An 18,721-nucleotide genomic window follows, 5' to 3' on the forward strand; every position below is an offset into this window, starting at 1 on the left:
GCGGCACCGAGGTGTGGCCGCAGCCCCAGACGCAGCAACCGTGTAACAAGGAGACTCTTATGTCCGCAGACAGGCTCACCCGACGCAATCTACTTCAGTTGTGTGCCCTCACTACCGGGGCTGCCGTGGCTACAGCATGCGGTGGCGCTCCCGGCCCCGCTCCCACGGCGACCGAGGCGCCCGTGCAGGCGCCAGAGACCACCTCCGCACCGGAGCCCACTACGGCGCCAGCTGTGGCCTCCAGGTATGCGGAGGCGCCTAGTCTGGCAGCACAGGTGGCGTCCGGAGCCCTTCCGCCGGTCGAGGAGCGGCTGCCTCTCGAACCGCTAGTCGTCGAGCCCTACGCTGAGGTCGGGCAGTACTCGGAAGACCTGCACCGGGTGCTGACCGGCCCCAGCGACCTTGCGGGCCATCGCGTCATACTGCAAGAGGGATTCGTCCGCTGGGACCGATGGGACTCCCAACGCGGTGAGCTCAAGGTCATCCCGAACATCGCCAAGGGCTGGGACGTGAGTGAGGATGGCCGAAGCTACACCTTCTACCTGCGCCAGGGCATGAGGTGGTCCGACGGCGAGCCCTTCACCGCCGATGACATCATGTTCTGGTACGAGGCCATCGCGCTGAACAAGGAACTGTCACCGGCGTTCCCATCCTGGCTGGTTGTGGGCGACGAGCCGCCGGTTATCTCCAAGGTCGACGACTACGCCGTGAAGTTCACCTTCCCGGTGCCGTTCGGCCTCTTGCTTCAGTTCATGGCCTTCGAGGGGGGGCCGACCGTCATTGCGCCCAAGCACTACCTGTCTCAGTTCCACCCCGACTACGCCGACGCGGACGAACTGGCAACTAAGATCGAGGAGGCCGGTTTCGAGCACTGGTACGAGCTGTTCGCGGACCGGAACAGCACAATGAACAACCCGGAGTGCCCGGTCGTGTGGGCCTGGAAGGTGGAGCAGCCGTTCCCCGCCCAGCGTATGATCAGCGTCCGCAATCCCTACTACTGGAAGGTGGATCCTGAGGGCAAGCAGCTGCCCTACTTCGAGCGGGTGGTGGTTGACCTGGCCGAGAACAACGAAGTAGTCATGATGAAGACCATTGCCGGCGAAGTGGACATGCAGTACCGGCACATGGGCTTCGCCAACTACTCGCTGCTCAAGGAGAATGAAGAGAAGGGCGGCTATGAAGTGCGGCACTGGATTGGGGGCCCCTTCCCCTGCGTGTACGTCAACCAGAGCTGGACTGGTGACCCAGTGGTGCAGGACCTGCTGCGCAACAGGGACTTCCGTCATGCCCTCTCCTACGGCATCAATCGAGAGGAGATGAACGATCTGTTCTGGTTCGGCCTGGCGACACCGGGCAACCCCGTGGGCAGCACTCGGGATCCGTTCTACAAGGAGGGCTACGGCACTACCGCCATCGAGTACGACCCGGACCGGGCCAATGAGCTGCTGGACAGCATCGGGCTGGATCAGCGCGATGGCGAGGGGTTCCGACTCCGCTCCGACGGGCAACGGCTGCGGCTTCTGCTGGAGTGCTATCCTCATGAGATGGGTGTCCCCGGGATTGACATCTTCGGCCAGGTCGCTGGGTACTGGCAGCAGCTGGGGATAGACGCCCAAGCCCGAGAGCTCGGGCGTGACCTCTGGGGCGAGCGCGCTGACGGCAACGAGTGCATGATGCCTTGTTACGACATCGCCAAGATACTGTGGATCCTCGATCCTGGATGGTTCGTGCCCTACGGCTGGTGCTACTGGGCGCCGGCGTTCGCCCTGTGGGCTCTCAACCCAGAGGCGGGGATGGAGCCACCGGAGGAGATCAAGGAGATCATTGATTGGTACAACCAGCTCAAGCAGGAGCCTGACGAGACCAAGAGGCTAGAGCTGGGCCGGATGATTCTAGACCGTCACAACGAGAACATCTACGTCATTGGCACGTGTTCGATTGACATCCAGCCAATGATCGTCAAGAACGGCATCGTGAACGTCCCCACGGAGGCCCCGGCCGAGTACCGGACCTATCATGAGGGCATCGCCTGGCCATTCCAGCTCTGGCGCCGGAAGTAACGACATGTGCTGAGGGAGGGTCGTGCATGAGCGCTCACGGCCCTCCCTCGGCACCGTCGGCGCTGGCTGCGACACCAGTAGCTCGCTAGGTACAGTGATTGCCCGCGGCATGAGCTGGACCGGCGACTGGTATCTGTTCGCATAGGCGATTGGTCCCCGAGGGAGCTGTCCGCGGAGGTCGAGGCCCAGCGACCGCTGACCAGCACCGGTGGCCAGCCTCATGTGGACGGGGACTGTATGCACACATGCGCACTCCGACGGCTTCCCTTGAGCCTGCTGGAGGGGACTCAGCAACTACATCAGGAGGTATGCCTTGGCCCAGAAGATGAAAGCCGCCTGGCTTAGGGGTCTTCGGCGGTTTGAGATAGTCGAGGTGGACGTGCCGGCGATAGAGCCACACCAGGTGCTGGTCAGGATCGACAAGGTCGGTATCTGCGGGTCGGACCGCGGGATGTGGAGTGGGCACCACTTCTTCAACGACCTCTACCGCTGGGAGGATTTCTCTCCTGGCGAACACGGACACGAGGCAAGCGGGACAGTGGTGCAGGTGGGCAGCGCTGTCCGGGACGTCAAGGAAGGCGATCTCGTGTGTCGGCTGAACCTCATCGGCTCGCGCGAGCTGGACATGAGGTGCTTCGCCGAGTACGCAGTAGCCGACGCGCCCATCGTGGTCAACGGCAGCGACCCAGAGGTCGTATGCTTCGCCGACCCTGTGGTGGTGGCGCTCAACCATGTCCACCACGCCAACGTTAACCCGGGAGACACGGTCCTGGTCATGGGCCAGGGCTTCATCGGTTTACTCATCACCCAGCTGCTCCGGCAGCAGCACGTCAACGTCGTGGCGACCGAGATAGACGAGGGCAAGTTGCGGCTCTCCAGGCAGTTCGGCGCTGTGACTGTAGACGCGCGCTCCCCAGACTGGGTGGACAACGTGCGCGACACCACCAGGGACATCCACGCGGTGATCGAGTGCACCGGCGCGGACGAGCCCATCGAAGCAGCCTGTCACCTCCTGAGCCGAGGGGGAACCTTCGTGATCATGGGCGCTACGCGCAGGACGGTCACTCTGAACTACACCCAGCTGCGGATACGGGGCGCAACCGTGAAGTTCCCCATGAACGGAGTCAATCTGAAGGACAACTGGGCTACAGCGGCTGAGATACTGCACAGAAACGAACTGGAGGTGAAGAGCCTGATCAGCAAGCGTGATCGGCTCGAGAACCTTCAGGCCATTCTGGAAGGCTACGATAGCCGGTGGCTGAGGGTCTTGCTAGAACCCTGAGAGCAGGCGCAGCTTGTTGCCGCGGCTCCGGGGGTACCGCGGAGTAGCCAGCTGACCGCACGGGCGCACACCCATGCCGCCCGCGCGAAGGGCTAGTAGAGAAGGGGATGCACTATGGCCGACCTCGTGAGGTTTGGGATCATCGGGTGTGGTGAGATTGGGCAGTCGCTGGGGGGCACTGATACCTATAGTGGCATTGGGGCCTTCCACGCCCGGTATATAGCCGAGACTGACGGTGCGGAACTGGTGGCGGTAGCCGATATCAAGGAGCGCAACGCGAGGGCGCTGTCGGAGCAGTACGGGTTGCGGCGGTACTACACCGACTACCACGACTTGCTGGCGCGCCCGGACGTGGACGTGGTGAACATATGCACCCCGAGCGGGACGCACGGAGAGATAGCCGTGGCGGCGGCCCGAGCTGGCAAGCACGTCATCGTCGAGAAACCGATGGAGGTCACTCTCGAGAAGGCCGACGCCATCATCGCTGAGTGTGCCAGGGCAGGGGTCAAGCTTCAGGTGGTGATGCCCCATCGGTTCGGGAAGGGCATGCGCAAGGCTAGAGCGGCGCTGGAATCGGGCGAGCTGGGCAAGGTCATCCTGGGCAATGCTGTGTGTCGCCGGTATCGCACTCAGGAGTACTACACCGACAGCTCTTGGCGCGGGACCTGGGCGTTCGATGGTGGGGGCGCCCTCATGAATCAGGGTATTCACATCATTGACTCGTTTCTGTACCTGGTGGGTGATGCGTCCTCTGTATACGGCCGGATGGAGACGCTCGGGCACGCCGGCATAGAAGTGGAGGATACGGCCGTCGCGGTGGTGAAGCTCAGGTCGGGAGCACTAGGCATGATCGAGGGGACCACCTGCGCCTATCCGGACTTCGGGGATCGCATAGAGATACATGCAGAGAAGGGCACTATGGTGCTCGAGGGTCTGCCGCCACGGCTCGTAGTCTGGGAGCCCATGGACTGGACGAAGCGTCTCGATCTGAGCCAGTTCGAGGAAGACCAACGAGAGTACTACGGCCACAAGTATATCATCGAAGACATGGTGGGTGCCATCGTTGATGACCGTCAGCCTCAGGTGCACGGCCAGGAGGGCAGGCGGGCCCTCGAGCTGATCTGCGCTATCTATGACTCCGCTCGGAAGGGCAGAGAGGTGGACGTTAGGGGGTGAGCGTCGGAGGCGCGGGCATGAGGATCAGCGTCTTCACCGTGGTGATGGGCGAGTACAGCCCCGAGGGCGTGGCGGAGGAGCTGAGCACACTGGGCTATGACGCGGTGGAATGGAGGGTGCACCCGGACTTTCACGTGCACCCCGACGCCATCAGTGCGAAGAGCTCCTACTTGAGGAGCCTCACCCAGCAAGCGGGCCTAGAGGTATCGTGCTTGGGCACGTACGTGCGCGCTAGCCAGGCTGAGCAGCTGGATAGGTGTTGCCGGGCGGCCGCTGAGATGGATTGTCCTCGGATCAGGATCGCTCTTGATGAGGACTACGATGGCAGGGCGGGATTCGAGCGCGCACTCGCCGAGGCGAAAGAAGGCCTGAGACGCGCAGAGGCGACACTGCGGCACTACCAGGTTAGGGGATTGCTGGAGACGCACCATGGGTCCGTCGCCGAAAGCGCCAGTGGCGCGCGGCGGTTACTAAGCGGCTTCTCCCCCGAGACGTACGGCGTCATCTTCGACCCAGCGAACATGATCCTCGCCGGGAGAGAGAGCTGGTGGATGGCGGTTGACATCCTGGGTGAGTACCTGGCACACGTGCACGTCAAGAACATCTCGTGGCTTCGGGACGGCGACGGCCGGTGGCAATGGCACTACGACACGCTGGAGAGGGGCATGGTAGACTGGCCGGAGGTCATTCGGGCTCTCCTGGCCACTGGGTACGACGGCTACCTGTCTGTCGAGGATCTCTGCGGCACGAGTCTCTCTACCTCAGGGTTGGCTGGGGAAGCCATTGGCGGCGGCCCGCCCGGTGTGTCTACCCGAGAGAAGCTCCAGCACGATCTTACCTTCATCAGAGGGTGCCTGGCGCACCGGCGAGGCTAACTTCAGCAGCACACTGAGGAGTAACATGACTACCCTGTCAACAGAGCGACTGGCGATAGATGGTGGGACGCCCATACGACGGGATCCCTTCCCAGCCTGGCCAGTCTGGGATGAGAGGGAAGAGCAGGCCCTCCTGCGAGCCCTGCGCAGCGGCAAGTGGGGCATCGGCAGCGAGATCATCGCCGAGTTCGAAGAGAACTTCGCTTCCATGCAGGAGGCCAGATACTGCGTTTCCGTGCCCAGTGGCACGGCCGCCATCGCTATGGCACTGCGCGGTGCCGAGGTGACCTATGGCGACGAGGTGATCACCACCCCGTACACGTTCGTGGCCACTGTGTCGGCCGTGCTGCATGTGGGCGCCATCCCAGTCTTTGCCGACATAGAGCCCCAAACCTACCAGATTGACGCCCGTAGCGCCCAGAGGCTGGTCAGAGAGAGGACCAAGGCGATCATCCCGGTGCACATCGGAGGCTGCCCGGCGGACATGGATGCGGTGCTGGCGCTAGCGGAGAAGCACAAGCTTCTGGTGATCGAGGACTGCGCCCAGGCTCATCTGGCCGCCTGGAAGGGGCGAAGAGTGGGCGCCATCGGCGACCTGGGCACTTTCTCCTTCCAGTCCAGCAAGAACATCCCCGCTGGCGAGGGGGGTGCCGTGGTCGGTGACGACGATCATCTCATGGACCGGGTCTGGTCCTACCGCAACGTCGGGCGGGTGCGACAGGGAGCTTGGTATCAGCACGAAGTGCTGGGCACAAACGCTCGCATGAGCGTCTGGCAGGCCGCTGTACTGCTGGCGCAGATGACGCGGGCTGAAAAGCAGCTGGCGCGGAGGGAGAGGAACGCAGCCATTCTCACCGAGCACCTTGCCGATATCCCTGGCATCCGGCCGCTCGAACGCGACGCCCGCGTCACCCACCATGCCTACCACCTTTACATCTTCCGCTATGACCGAGCTGGCTTCGGGGGCCGTAGCCGGGAGGAGTTCCTTAGAGCACTGTCAGCGGAAGGAATCCCTGCATGCGATGGCTACACGCCCCTGTATGCCAAGGACGCCGTCATGGAAGCCAGCCAGGCCCTGGGGAAGTTGACCGGCGTTGCCGTCCCGAGCAAGCAGGAGAATGCTGAGCGTTGCCCGGTGGCCGAGAGAGTGTGCCGAGAAGAGGACTGCTGGCTAACCCAGAACCTGCTTCTGGGTAGTGAGGCTGACACCGTCTCCATCGCCGAGGCTATCGCCAAGGTGCAGCGTGCCTGGAAGTGAGGCCCGTTATGGCAGCCAGCTGTCACCTGCCCTGAGGTGAGACGTGAGGAGTGCTAGGGCCTGCTCGCCTGCCAAGCCGCCTGCCCGGAGGACGAGACTTCGGCTGCCGCCTGGGTTTCCAAGAGCATCCTTTGGTAGAGTGGCCATGACGCCGCACACCAGCACCTTCCGCTGCCAGAAAGGTATCGTCGCCCGCCTGTCCCTGGCAGCGGAAGGTGCTATTGGAGAGCCCGCACTTCATCTGCTTCCTCTCGCGACTACAGTGAGCATCCCCCAGGTGCTATCAGGCAGCCACAGAGGGTGTCACCCTGACCCGAGTTGAGGGTAGACCCGGTTCGAGGTGCCAGGTGAAGCGCCGTGGCGCCGACCCGCCAGACGACCAAGGTGAGGGAGAGCTCGCATGCAGACTCAGTTGGCGAGCGCCGACCTGGTAGCTAGGTTCCAGTACGTGCTGCGCCGCTGCAAGGTGCAGGAGCGGGAGACCGTGCTCATCTTCACTGACCCCCGCTTCCCCCATCCCCACTACCCGCCGGCCGCCTTCGCCGCCGCCCGGAGCCTGGGCGCCGACACCTACATCCTCACCTCCCAGGGCGACCAGCGCTTCGACGACCCACTGGTGCGAGCCGCCTGGAGCCACGCCGACATGGTCCTGGGCATGAGCACCGTCCCCCGAGGGATCGGCTCCTGGATGTACACCGACACTCACAGCGAGTCCCTCGCTTCGGGGGCGCGCGTGCTCATGGTCCAGGAGCCGCTGGAAGTCCTGATACGGATGATGCCTGCGGAAGCGATCCGTCGGCGGGGGCTCGCCGGCGCCCAGAGGCTCCAAGAGGCCAGGGAGATCCATATCGTCTCCGCGGCGGGCTCGGACTACGTCCTCCGCAAGGACGGCCGCAAGGGAGCCTACCAGTGCGGCCTGGCCGACGAGCCCGGACGCTGGGATCACTGGCCGTCGGGACTGGTGTGTTGCGCACCCCTGGAGGACAGCGCCGAGGGCATCTACGTCATCGAGCCCGGGGACGTGCTGCTGGGCCTGTGGCGGCACGCCCGAAGCCGCGTGGTCCTCAAGCTGGAGAAGGGGCGCATCGTAGAGATCTCCGGCGGGATGGACGCTGCCCTGCTGCAGGCGCACCTAGAACGAGCCGGCGACGAGGGCGCCTTCCGCCTCTCCCACGCCGGCTGGGGCACCGATCCCCGGGCCGACTGGACACACGTGGGTATGGACTCGGAGTCGCTCTACGGAACGGTCCTAGTGGCCTTGGGCCGCAATACCTTCGAAGCCCCGGCACCGCACTGCGGCCTCGGGGGGCAGAACCAGTCCGAGGTGCACTTCGACATCTGCTGCCGCCACACCGACCTATACCTCGACGGTGAGCCGATCATCAAGGGGGAGAGGTTCCTGCCCCCAGACCTGGCGTAACGCTCCGGAGCACGAGCCTGAGCCGGAAGGCCTGTGGCATGACACCCAGGGAACGCATCTTGACGGCCGTCTCGCGCCAGAGGCCGGACCGGGTCCCCAAAGACCTTAGTTGGGGGCTCACTCCGGCGGTGCAGCGCCTCTTCCAGGAGAAGACGGGCCGCGACGACCCCGAGGACTACTTCGGCGTGGACATACGCTTCGTGGGCTTGAGCCTGCCGCCACATAGGCTGGCAGAGGAAGCCCGGCTTCGCCGAGAGATTTTCGCTCGCTACCATCCCGAGCTACCAGACGGTGCCACCCTGAGCGAATGGGGCACAGCCCACATCCCGGGCACTTTCCACCACTTCCAGCGCTAGGTCCCCTCCATGCGCTCCTTCACTACCCTGGCCCAGTTCGAGGCCTATCCCTATCCCGACCTGGCCGCTCCCGAGAGACACCCGCCCGCCGCGACCGCCATCCGCCGGTTCCACGACCGCGACCTGGCCGTAGGCGGGGCCATGGCCACCACCATCTTCGAGGTGGCCTGGCAGATGCGAGGCATGGAGGAACTGTTCCTGGACTTCCAGCTCCGCCCCGAGCTGGCCACTTACCTGCTGGACCGCATCACCGAGGTCAGGCGCCGGCAGGCCCGCTTCTTCGCCGCCCACGACGTTGACGTCCTCATCCTCGGCGACGATGTCAGCATGCAGACAGGCATGATCATGAGCCCAGCCACCTGGCGGCAGTGGTTCAAGGGGCGCATGGCGGACATCATCGCGGAGGCTCGCGCCGTGAAGCCGGACCTGCCCATCTTCTACCACTCCGACGGCAACCCGGAGGCCATCATCCCCGAACTCATCGAGATTGGGGTCACCATCCTCAACCCGGTGCAGCCGGAGTGCATAGACCCGGCGATGGTGAAGCAGCACTACGGGGACCGGCTGGCCCTGTGGGGCACCATCGGCACCCAGACCACCATGCCCTTCGGCACCCCGGAGGAGGTGCGCGCCGAGGTCAAACGCCGCATCGAGACGGTCGGACAAGACGGTGGCCTGGTGCTGGGCCCCACCCATTCCCTGGAGCCAGACGTGCCCTGGGAGAACATCGTGGCCCTGTACCAGGCCATCGAGGAGTACGGGGAGTACCGGTAACAGCCTCACGCAAAGGCGCAGAGCCGCCAAGAGCGGTTTCCACACCCTTCCTCCGCATTTCGGCTTCTCTGCATGAGACCGAGACACCACGTCCTCTTGGCCTTCCGGCGCCCGTGGGTCAACTGGCCCTTCTGATCGGCCCTGTCTGGCGGCATGCCCCGACGCTATGCGCCGGTCCCCGGCAGCCCACCCTCGTAGGCACTCCCGCCAGAGCGAGGCGTCCTCACCGGGACCCTATGGGTGACCCCAGAGGTAGTCACCCGCCCTCCGTAAGCTATAATGGCGGCAGCCCGGCGACGCACCGGCGCAGGAGGCAGCATCGTGACACTTGGCATCGAGGACGGCGCCTTCACCCTGGAAGGCAGGCGCACCTTCCTCCTCGGGATCAGCTACTACGGCGCGCTGGGCGCCCCGGGCGACTGCGTGGAGCGGGACCTGCAGGACTTCACCCGCTTGGGGTTCAACTGGGTCCGGGTGTGGGCTACCTGGGGCGCCTTCGAGCCCGTCTCCGCGGTGACGCTGGAGGGCGAGCCGCGCGAGCCCTACCTCTCCCGCCTCCAGGCACTCTGCCGCCTGGCCGAAAGGACGGGCCTGGCGGTGGACGTGACCCTGTCCCGGGGCAACGGCGCCGTGGGCGTCAACCTGCGGGCGGAGCAGGCCGCCCATCTGCGGGCCGTGCGCACCGTCACCGAGGTGCTGCGACCTTTCCGGCACCTCTACTTCGACCTGGCCAACGAGCACAACATCCGCGACCGGCGTCACGTGAGCTTCGAGGAGCTTCGAGGGTTGCGGGACGAGGTCAAAGCGCTGGACTCGGAGCGGCTGGTGACGGCCTCCCATGCGGGCGACATACCCCCCGAGGAGCTGGGGCGTTATGTCAATGAGGCCGGCCTGGACTTCGTCGCCCCTCACCGACCCCGCCACCCTGGCTCCCCAGGAGAGACGGAGGCGGCCACGCGGGAGTACCGGCGCGCCCTGGAGGAGCTATCGTCTGCCGCCCCCGTCCACTACCAGGAACCCTTCAGGCGCGGCTTCGGGGAATGGCAGCCGCGCGCCGACGACTTCCTGGCCGACCTGCGGGGAGCCCTGGCGGGCGGGGCGGCCGGCTGGTGCCTACATAACGGTCACCAGTGTGACCGGCCCGATGGCCGGCCTCGGCGCTCCTTCGATATGAGCCGCAGTGAGGGCCGGCTCCTGCAACAGCTCGATGAAGAGGAAAGACAGGTCCTGCAACAGGCAGGGACGGTGGTCGCCGCGGGCGGTTCGGGACGGTGAGCGGGGGCCAGACGACCGGCGCCTGACAGCCATGGGTGGAGGCCGAAGATGAGGAGAAGTGGCGTTCTATGGGGGATTCTGCTGGTTCTCGTGGGTCTTCTGCTCCTGCTTAGCAACCTCGGGGTTATCGCGGTGGACGTCTGGTCACTGCTGTGGCCGCTTCTGCTCATCGGCGTGGGGGTGTGGCTCGTATGGGGAGTGCTGGCGAAGCCGGAGGGGGTGGAGATCGAGGAGGTGAGCATCCCCCTTCAGGGCGCGGCGCGGGCACGGGTCCGACTCGACCACGGCGCCGGGCAGCTGCGGGTGACGGGCAGGGCCGCCCCCGACCAGCTGCTGTCGGGCAGGTTCGCCGGCGGCCTCAAGTACGATGTCCTTCGCCGTGCCGACCTCCTCGACGTCGACCTGCGCGTCCCCAGCCGGGTCTACCCTCAGTTCGCCTTCCCCTGGACCTGGTGGAGTGGCCGCGGCGCCCTGGACTGGGAAGTGGCCCTCAACCCCGAGGTGCCGCTGGAGCTGCACCTGAAGACGGGTGCCAGCGCCACGTGGCTGGATCTGTCGGAGCTCCAGGTCACCGAGTTGCGGTTGGACACGGGGGCCAGCTCCACCGAGGTGACCATGCCCGCAGCCGCCGGCTACACCCGGGCTGACGTGCGCTCAGGGGTGGCGGGGGTGGTGATACGCATTCCTGAGGGGGTGGAGGCCCACATTCGGGCCAGCGGCGGCCTCGCCGATACCAGCGTATCCCCCCGGTTCGAACGCGTCGGCCCGGGCGCCTACCGGTCCCCCAGCTACGCCACAGCGCCCAATCGGCTGGAGCTGAACGTGGAGGTGGGGCTGGGCTCGGTCAGCATCCGCTGAGAACTGTGCCACACCCATTCTTCGCGGCCACAACGGTGAGCGACGCCTGCCCATACGGTGCAGATAGGCGTCCGCCGGCATCGAGATCAACCCCGAGCACGTGGCAATCGCCAAGGCCCGTCAGGTGTACGAGTCCTGATCCTTGTCACAAGACGAAGGCAGATTCCCAGTTCTCACGCCGCCGGCGCCCGGGTGGGCGTCCCGATGCCGCAGCTTGCCCCCGTCGCCTACCATCGTCTACCATCCCGCTACACCAGCCGACGTAGGTCAAACATGAACCCGGAGCCTACCATTCTCTTCATCTGCACTGGCAACTTCTACCGCTCCCGCTTCGCGGAGGCGGTTTTCAACCATCGCGCCCGAGCCCTGGGTCTGCCTCAACGCGCCTTCTCCCGCGGCCTCGCCACCCACACGATTGATGGCGACCTCTCCCCCTGGGCCCGGCAGGCCCTCGAGGAACGTGGCATCCCCCTGGACTGCACCGGGCCCACGCGCATCCCCCTTACCCAGCATGACCTCATGCGGGCCCAGCGCATCATCGCCCTCAAGGAGGACGAGCATCGCCCCCTGATGGAACGACACTTCCCTCTGTGGGCCGACCGCATCCAGTACTGGCACGTGCACGACCTGGACGTTAGCGAGGCAGATGAGGCCCTGCCCCAGATCGAGCGCCTAGTCGAAGAGTTGATCGAAGATCTCAGGGCCGAGGACGGGCGGGCCTAGGTCGGCGGCCCTTTCGGGCTCGCCCTTGACGCCCGTCTCCGCGTCCCTCACATTGTCCGTCATGGGGCCCACATCACCGAGCTCCGGGAGCGGCACAGCCATACGTAATCTCACCGTCCTTCTCAGCGGCATCTTCGTCGTCACCGCCGCTGCCGCCGTTTCCCCGGCCCTGCCGGCCATGGAAGCCCACTTCTCTGCCGTTCCGGGCGTGAGCCTGCTCGTCCCTCTGGTCTTGACCGCGCCCGCCCTCTCCATCGCCGTCGCCGCCCCTCTGTCCGGCGCCATCATGGACCGCTGGGGCCGGCGGCCGGTGCTGCTTACTTCCCTGGTCATCGTGGGGCTGGCCGGCAGCGCCGGCTACGCACTCCCCTCCCTGCCCGCCATCCTGGCGTCTCGGGTGGTCCTGGGCCTGGGGGTGGCCGGCTCCATCACCGCCTCCACCGCCCTGATCTCCGACTACCTTTCCGGCCAGGAACGCGACCGCTACCTGGGCTATCAGTCGGCCGTCATCTGGTTCGGCGGTACCCTGTTCTCCCAGGTCGGAGGCCTCCTAGCCGACCGGCACTGGCGGGACCCCTTCCTGCTCTTCCTGGCTGCCCTGGCGGTGGTGCCTATGGCGCTGCTCTGCGTGCCCGAGCCCGACCGCGGATCGGCCCCGGAGCGCACCAGCTCTCCGCCGACGCCGGAGCGAACCCGATCCTCTTCGGCCGCTTCGGGCAGACTCGGGTTGCGGCTGGCGGTGCCCTACCTGGTGGCGCTCCTGCGCACGGCCGCCTTCTTCGTGATAGTGGTTCACCTGCCGTTCTATCTGAGCTCCCACTTCGGTGCCGGGGGCGCCCAGATTGGCACCGCGCTGGCTGTGATGAACCTGTCTGCCGGGGCCGCCGGAATGGCATACGGCCCCCTGGCGAAGCGCTTTCCCCTGTCCTCTCTGTTCGCCGGCATCTTCCTGGCCATGGCTGCCGGCTACCTCATTCTGGGCCTGGCCACGGGCTACCCCATCATTCTGGCCGGGCTGATCGCGGCCGGGGCCGCCAACGGAGTAGTAGTGCCCCACCTCACCCTGTGGCTCATCCTAATGGTGCCCCCAGCGACTCGCGGCCGCGCCTTCGGCTCGCTTACCACCGCCATACATCTGGGTCAGTTCGTGTCTCCCATCCTGGTTGCACCCATCAGCGGCCGGTTCGCTCTCTCCGGCGCGTACCTGGCGTGCGCCGGCCTTCTGGTCGGGATGGCCCTGCTCTTCAGGGCGGTCGACCGAGCCGGCGGGGACCGACCGGGCTCGGGCGCGGGGTGCGCCTCTCCCCGGTGAGGCATCGCCGGCGCAAGCCATGCCGGGCCACTTTTGCGCCTGGTGCGGGCATCAACAATACTGGGGCCGGAATCCGGCGCACGATAGAGCCGCATCCCCTAAGGGCGGAGTCCGTCGTGGATGACCTGAGGAGACCGATCCTTATAGGCCTCGGCAGTCTGCTCGTGGCCCTGGCCCTCGTGGGTGTGTTTCTGCCCCTCCTGCCCACCACTCCCTTGCTGCTTCTCGCCGCTGCCTGCTACGCCCGCTCCTCCGACCGCTTCTACCACTGGCTGGTCGACCACCAGCGGCTCGGCCCTTATGTCAGGGATTTCCGCTCCGGCCGGGGAATCCCTTTGCAGGGCAAGGTTATGGGCCTGATCTGCATGTGGGCCGCCATCCTGTATGCCGTCTTCTTCACCGCCTCCCTGCTCGCAGGCGCCGTACTCCTCCTCATCGCCATGGGCGCCTCCGGCTATCTCGTCTCCCTGCCCACATCCCGTTCATGAGCAAGGCGGTCAGCTCTATTGTGAGGCAATGATGAACGATCCCTCGTCACGGTACGTGCGTTCTCCCGACGGGCACCACATCGCCAGGCTCCGCTATGCCCAGGAGATCCGCTTTGGGCCGGCCTGCTACAACCTCAGCCTCGACTCCTACGACTTCGGCAGGCGCATCTTCGGCGAACCCTGCCTCTGGTCGCCCGACTCGTCGCTCGTCGCGGTGCAGGAGTGGCTCACCGCCGACGAACGCCGTGGTCCGCTTACCCGCCTGCTGCTGGTGGACCTGGAGAGCGGACTTGAGTGTGCCGTCTCCGACGCCAGCAAGGGCTTCCTCGTTCCCCTGCGCTTCGAGGAAGGCAAGCTCGTCTACGTCCGTCGCTACTACACGTTTGGCCCCCCTTTGACCGTCGAATACGAGCGCGATCTGCCGGGCCCCTGTTGTTGGCGGGGGATCGGTGTGGCCTGACAGGTGAACCGTGACGCGCGACGCACGGCGAGTGGCCGGGCTCACGTGTCGTCCTCTCCCCTTCTCCCACGGTGTGGGAGAAGGGGCCGGGGGATGAGACTTCCTCTTCCGAATCTCCGCCTTGACAGCTAACATCCGCCTCGCTATAGGCATGGCAGCCGGACATTACTCGCCTTGAGGATTCCCGGCCGTACGCCTGCCGCGCGCTGACCACAGGTCTGCGCCAGACAGCATTGGTCTGGTCGCTGCCCAGGAGGCCGATGATGACCGTTGCCCGTCCCCGCTGGCACCTATGGCTCGCCCTCACCCTCGCCCTGGCGCTGCTGCTGGCCCAGCCCCAGGCCGTCCTGGCCGCCTCCGTGCGGCTGACCACGGACCCCCTGACGATCGACGTGCGCAGCTTCAAGATCAGCCCCGACGGCCGATACGTCGTGTACGAGACCCTCGAGCTCAACTCGCCCGGCGAGTGGTCGTTGTACTCCGTGCCCCTCAGCGGCGGCCCCCAGGTTCAGCTTGTCAGCCACTTCGGTCCGTACGCAGGCGAGCCCCAGTTCCACATAACCCCGGACAGCAACCGGGTCATCTACGGCCTTCCCGACCCACAGGCATCCTACAGGGTCAGCTTCTGGAGTGTGCCCATAGCCGGGCCGGCGACGGCCGCGGTGAGCTTCGGCCCGGCCGACCGGGATCCGTACAGCTTTGGGCCGTGGTACGACATCACGGAGGATGGCTCGATCATGGTCTACAGCGCTAGCGGGACGCTGTACTCGGCACCTGTCAGCGGTCCCGCCGAGTCGCGCAAGGCACTGAGTATGCCTGGTGAGCCTGTCCCGTTCTTCCTCCTGACTCCCAGCGGCGACAAGGTGGTGTACGCCACATCGGGGACAAGCAAGGGGCCCCGTCTCTATGCGGTGCCGGCAGCCGGACCGGCCGAGGCGGCAACGCTGCTTTCTGAACTGCCTTCTGGTGCCAGCGTGTCCAACCCAAAGGTCACCTCTGACGGCCGGTACCTGGTGCTTACCATGTCGACCGGCGCCGACATGGACCGTCACCTCTATAGCCTGGAGCTTTCTCTGCCGCCCGGCGAGGTAATCGAGCCGGTGAAGCTGAACGCCGCCGGCCCGCTCGGGGACTGGGTCGTTCTGAGCCCCACTGGGGACCGCGTTGTCTTCACCGTGAACGGTCCTCAGAATACCTGGAGTCTCCACAGCGTACATCCAGGTGGTCCCGCCTCCGCGAGCGTCCCCATCAGCCTGCCCCGCCCGCCCTACTCCACCGGCTTCTGTCTAGAGATCACCCCCGACGGACAGACGGTAGTGTATTGCACGAGAACGTCCACCGAGCCACGTCTCTATCCCTACTCAGTGCCGATAGACGGGCCGCCCGAGGCCGCCGTCCGCCTGGGCGCGCCCATCGAGAACGACTTGTACTTCGAGCTGCAGTTGACTCCCGACGGTCGCAGGGTGCTCTACGAGGTCGATGCTTCCCTGAGCGAGGCTCTGGTGCATCGCCTCTACAGCGCTCCGGTGGGTGGCCCTTCCTGGGACTACGTGATCCTGTCGGAGCAGCTCAACGTGTGGGGGACCCCCTATTGGGCAGTTCAGATCAGTTCTGACGGCCGTCAGGCCCTCCTTCCCGACCTACGCGATCCGGCCCTCCGGGGAGAGCTCTACGTGGTACCAGTGGAAGGCCCGGCGGAGGCAGCAGTCCGCGTGAACGGGGATCTAGAACCGGGCACAGGGGTCGGGCATCATGCCTTCGCCCCAGACGATGGCCGCGTGGTGTACGTGGCCCGCCACCTCGGGGATACCTACTACAACCTCTACGTGGCCGACGACGGCAGGGCCCGGGTGGGCTTCGCCGGGCACGAGGTTCACGTGGCCGAGAACGCCCGGACCCTGCGTATACCCGTCTATCTCAGCCAACCGTCTGTGCTGCCCGTGACAGTGCACGTCGTGGTCGAGTGGGGCGGCGACATCCCGGGCGAAGGCCTCGGAGTGGACTACACCCTCGAATCCGACGCCGTAACCATCGCGCCTGGCGAGACTGTCGGCTTCGTCATCCTCAACCTGGTGGACGATGGCACTCCCGAGGTCATCGAGACGGCCCTGCTAGCCCTGTCTAGCCCCGACAACGCCACCCTGTCCAGCCTGTCCCGCATCGCCATCCACATCGCCGACAGACACACGTACCTACCCGTCGCGTGGCGCTAAGGCCGGGCGGCGCCGACGCCAGCCGCGTCCAGCACAAGCCAGCCCTGGCCCGTGCTCGCTCGGGGCCAGGGCTGGCTTTCCACTGGTTTCATCATAGGCTCCTCTGCAAGAAGGGCCTAAGCCATCGCCAGGAGCGCACATGCCCCACGTGCGTGCGGCGCCCTAGGCGCTGACTGCCGGGCGATGGGAGCTAGTGCGTGCAGGTATCGACTCCGGCCCGCACCTGGGGGCGCGGACTCCTCGATGGCCTTCTTCCAGCGGAAGCGCCACATGCGTCATACGGTATCATGGTGCCATTGCTGCCTTCATGGAGGCAGAGGCGGATGGTGAGAACTCAAGTCCTGTTGACTGAAGAACAGCCTGAGCGACTGCAGACCCTGGCGGCCAAGCGCGGCCAATCGGCGTCGGAACTGGTGCGTCAGTGTACTGACACTGCCCTTCGCTCATACACCGAGATTGGTGAGGCGGCGAAGCGCCAGCGTGGCCTTGAGGTTGTCGGCGCCTTCCGCTCGGGCAAGAGCGACATCTCCGCCCGTCACGATGATTACCTGGCCAAGGACTACGCTGGTTGCGCGTCTTCGTAGACACCTCAGCCCTCGACGCTCACCGCCTGACCGCGGATTTCTAGGCCGCCCTCACGCGGTCAACCGCTTTGCCAAGCCCCCTCGCTGACTGACTCAGAGCCCCTGTCTGAGTGCAGGAGGCCAAGCTGAAGGCGTATGGCGCGCTCTACGGCCGCCATGCCCTCATTGACACACCCTCCTCCTCACGGCACACTGTCCCCGATGGAGGTCGCACCAAGATGCCGCCTTACAACATCCTCTACTTGCACTCCCACGACACCGGCCGCTACGTCCAGCCCTACGGGCACGCCATCCCCACCCCAAACATCCAGCGCCTGGCCCAGGAGGGCGTCCTCTTCCGTCAGGCCTTCTGCGCCGGGCCCACCTGCTCCCCCAGTCGCGCCGCGCTCCTCACCGGCCGCTCGCCGCACTCCTGCGGCATGATCGGCCTGGCCCACCGCGGCTTTCGGCTGAATGACTACAGCCAGCACATCGTCCACACCCTGCGCACCGCCGGCTACTACTCGGCCCTGGCCGGAGTGCAGCACGTGGCCGCCGAGGCCGAGACCATCGGCTACGACGAGGTACTGGGCCATGGCCTCCCCCGCGAGCGGCGCCGGGAGGCCGAGCATGACGCTGCCGAGTTCCTCCGGCACCCGCCCCGGCAGCCCTTCTTCCTGTCCGTGGGCTTCACCGAGACCCACCGCCCCTTCCCCGAGCCTGGCCCCGAAGATGACCCGCGCTTCGCCGGGCCGCCCGCTCCTCTGCCCGACGCCCCCGAGACCCGCTACGACATGGCCGCTTTCAAGAGCAGCGCCCGCATTCTGGATGAGAAGATGGGCGTGGTGCTCGAAGCCCTGCAACAGGGCGGACTGGCCGACAACACCCTGGTCCTCTGCACCACCGACCACGGCATGGCGTTCCCTCGAATGAAGTGCAACCTGTACGACGGCGGCATCGGCGTCATGCTCATCATGCAGGGGCCCGGCGGCTTCACCGGAGGCAAGGCGATGGACGCCCTGGTGTCGCACCTGGACCTCTTCCCCACTCTGTGCGACCTGCTCGAGATCGAGCCGCCCGAGTGGCTGGAGGGTGTCTCCCTCATGCCTCTCATTCGAGGGGAGAAGGACGAGGTGCGCAACGCCGTCTACTCTGAGGTGACCTACCACGCCGCCTACGAGCCCATGCGCTGCATCCGCACCCAGCGCTGGAAGTACATCCGCCGCTTCGACCAGCGCCTCCGGCCCGTCCTGCCCAACTGCGACGAGAGCCCTAGCAAGGACCTCTGGCTGGCCCACGGCTGGGCCGACAGGGACTACGACCGCGAGGAGCTCTACGACCTGGTGTTCGACCCCAATGAGACCAACAACCTGGCCGCCGAGCCCCACCTGCGGCCGGTGCTGGAGGACCTGCGCACCCGGCTCGTGGACCAGTGGATGCGCTACACCGATGACCCTCTGCTCGAGGGTTTCGTCCCTCCTCCCCCAGACGCCAGAGTGAACCACCCTGAGGGCAACTCCCCCCAGGAGCCGACCATGAGCGGGGCGGAGTTCGTAGCGCTGTGGAGGAGCCGAGGCACGTGATACGTGATGCGTGATACGTGATGCGTGACCAGTGATATGTCCCAT

At 65.8% G+C, this 18,721-nt stretch carries 15 protein-coding genes and 1 pseudogene; all 16 read left to right on the plus strand.

What is annotated here, in order from left to right:
• Nucleotides 1–59: 59 nt before the first annotated feature.
• The 16 genes and pseudogenes from HPY83_10200 to HPY83_10275 all read left to right on the plus strand — a co-directional run bounded on the left by HPY83_10200 (nt 60) and on the right by HPY83_10275 (nt 18,676).
• The gene (locus HPY83_10200) at nt 60–2,060 is read left to right on the plus strand and encodes a twin-arginine translocation signal domain-containing protein (protein ID NPV08315.1); all 2,001 of its coding nucleotides are present in this window, start codon (nt 60–62) and stop codon (nt 2,058–2,060) included.
• 313 nt (nt 2,061–2,373) lie between these two features.
• Complete coding sequence (locus HPY83_10205) at nt 2,374–3,342, plus strand: zinc-binding dehydrogenase (GenBank protein NPV08316.1); 969 nt, start codon at nt 2,374–2,376, stop codon at nt 3,340–3,342.
• Nucleotides 3,343–3,456: 114 nt separating this feature from the next.
• On the plus strand, nt 3,457–4,518 hold the full coding sequence (locus tag HPY83_10210) for a Gfo/Idh/MocA family oxidoreductase (GenBank protein NPV08317.1): 1,062 nt from the start codon (nt 3,457–3,459) through the stop codon (nt 4,516–4,518).
• A 17-nt stretch (nt 4,519–4,535) separates the two neighbouring features.
• Nucleotides 4,536–5,393 carry a sugar phosphate isomerase/epimerase gene (locus HPY83_10215; protein ID NPV08318.1) on the plus strand — a complete coding sequence of 286 codons (858 nt, stop codon included), beginning with the start codon at nt 4,536–4,538 and terminating at the stop codon, nt 5,391–5,393.
• A 25-nt stretch (nt 5,394–5,418) separates the two neighbouring features.
• On the plus strand, nt 5,419–6,651 hold the full coding sequence (locus HPY83_10220) for a DegT/DnrJ/EryC1/StrS family aminotransferase (GenBank protein NPV08319.1): 1,233 nt from the start codon (nt 5,419–5,421) through the stop codon (nt 6,649–6,651).
• A 400-nt stretch (nt 6,652–7,051) separates the two neighbouring features.
• On the plus strand, nt 7,052–8,071 hold the full coding sequence (locus HPY83_10225; GenBank protein NPV08320.1) for a hypothetical protein: 1,020 nt from the start codon (nt 7,052–7,054) through the stop codon (nt 8,069–8,071).
• Between the two features lie 38 nt (nt 8,072–8,109).
• A pseudogene (locus HPY83_10230) lies at nt 8,110–9,201 on the plus strand (hypothetical protein).
• 321 nt (nt 9,202–9,522) lie between these two features.
• A complete protein-coding gene (locus HPY83_10235) occupies nt 9,523–10,476 on the plus strand; it encodes a hypothetical protein (GenBank protein NPV08321.1) in 954 nt (317 codons plus the stop codon).
• Nucleotides 10,477–10,524: 48 nt separating this feature from the next.
• Complete coding sequence (locus HPY83_10240) at nt 10,525–11,334, plus strand: hypothetical protein (GenBank protein ID NPV08322.1); 810 nt, start codon at nt 10,525–10,527, stop codon at nt 11,332–11,334.
• Nucleotides 11,335–11,607: 273 nt separating this feature from the next.
• Nucleotides 11,608–12,057 (plus strand): low molecular weight phosphatase family protein, encoded by a 450-nt coding sequence (locus HPY83_10245; protein NPV08323.1) that lies wholly within the window; start codon nt 11,608–11,610, stop codon nt 12,055–12,057.
• 61 nt (nt 12,058–12,118) lie between these two features.
• Entirely contained in the window at nt 12,119–13,369 is a 1,251-nt protein-coding gene (locus tag HPY83_10250; protein ID NPV08324.1) for an MFS transporter, read from the plus strand.
• A gap of 116 nt (nt 13,370–13,485) precedes the next feature.
• Nucleotides 13,486–13,857 (plus strand): YbaN family protein, encoded by a 372-nt coding sequence (locus HPY83_10255; protein NPV08325.1) that lies wholly within the window; start codon nt 13,486–13,488, stop codon nt 13,855–13,857.
• A gap of 31 nt (nt 13,858–13,888) precedes the next feature.
• Nucleotides 13,889–14,317, plus strand: a complete 429-nt coding sequence (locus HPY83_10260) for a hypothetical protein (GenBank protein ID NPV08326.1) — start codon at nt 13,889–13,891, stop codon at nt 14,315–14,317.
• Nucleotides 14,318–14,580: 263 nt separating this feature from the next.
• Nucleotides 14,581–16,530: a hypothetical protein gene (locus tag HPY83_10265; GenBank protein ID NPV08327.1), complete on the plus strand. Its 1,950-nt coding sequence runs from the start codon at nt 14,581–14,583 to the stop codon at nt 16,528–16,530.
• A gap of 323 nt (nt 16,531–16,853) precedes the next feature.
• Nucleotides 16,854–17,114, plus strand: coding sequence for a ribbon-helix-helix protein, CopG family (locus tag HPY83_10270; protein NPV08328.1), 261 nt, complete (start codon nt 16,854–16,856; stop codon nt 17,112–17,114).
• A 218-nt stretch (nt 17,115–17,332) separates the two neighbouring features.
• Nucleotides 17,333–18,676 carry a sulfatase gene (locus HPY83_10275; GenBank protein NPV08329.1) on the plus strand — a complete coding sequence of 448 codons (1,344 nt, stop codon included), beginning with the start codon at nt 17,333–17,335 and terminating at the stop codon, nt 18,674–18,676.
• Nucleotides 18,677–18,721 lie beyond the last annotated feature (45 nt).

Source organism: Anaerolineae bacterium (assembly GCA_013178015.1).
Taxonomy (GTDB): domain Bacteria; phylum Chloroflexota; class Anaerolineae; order DRVO01; family DRVO01; genus Ch71.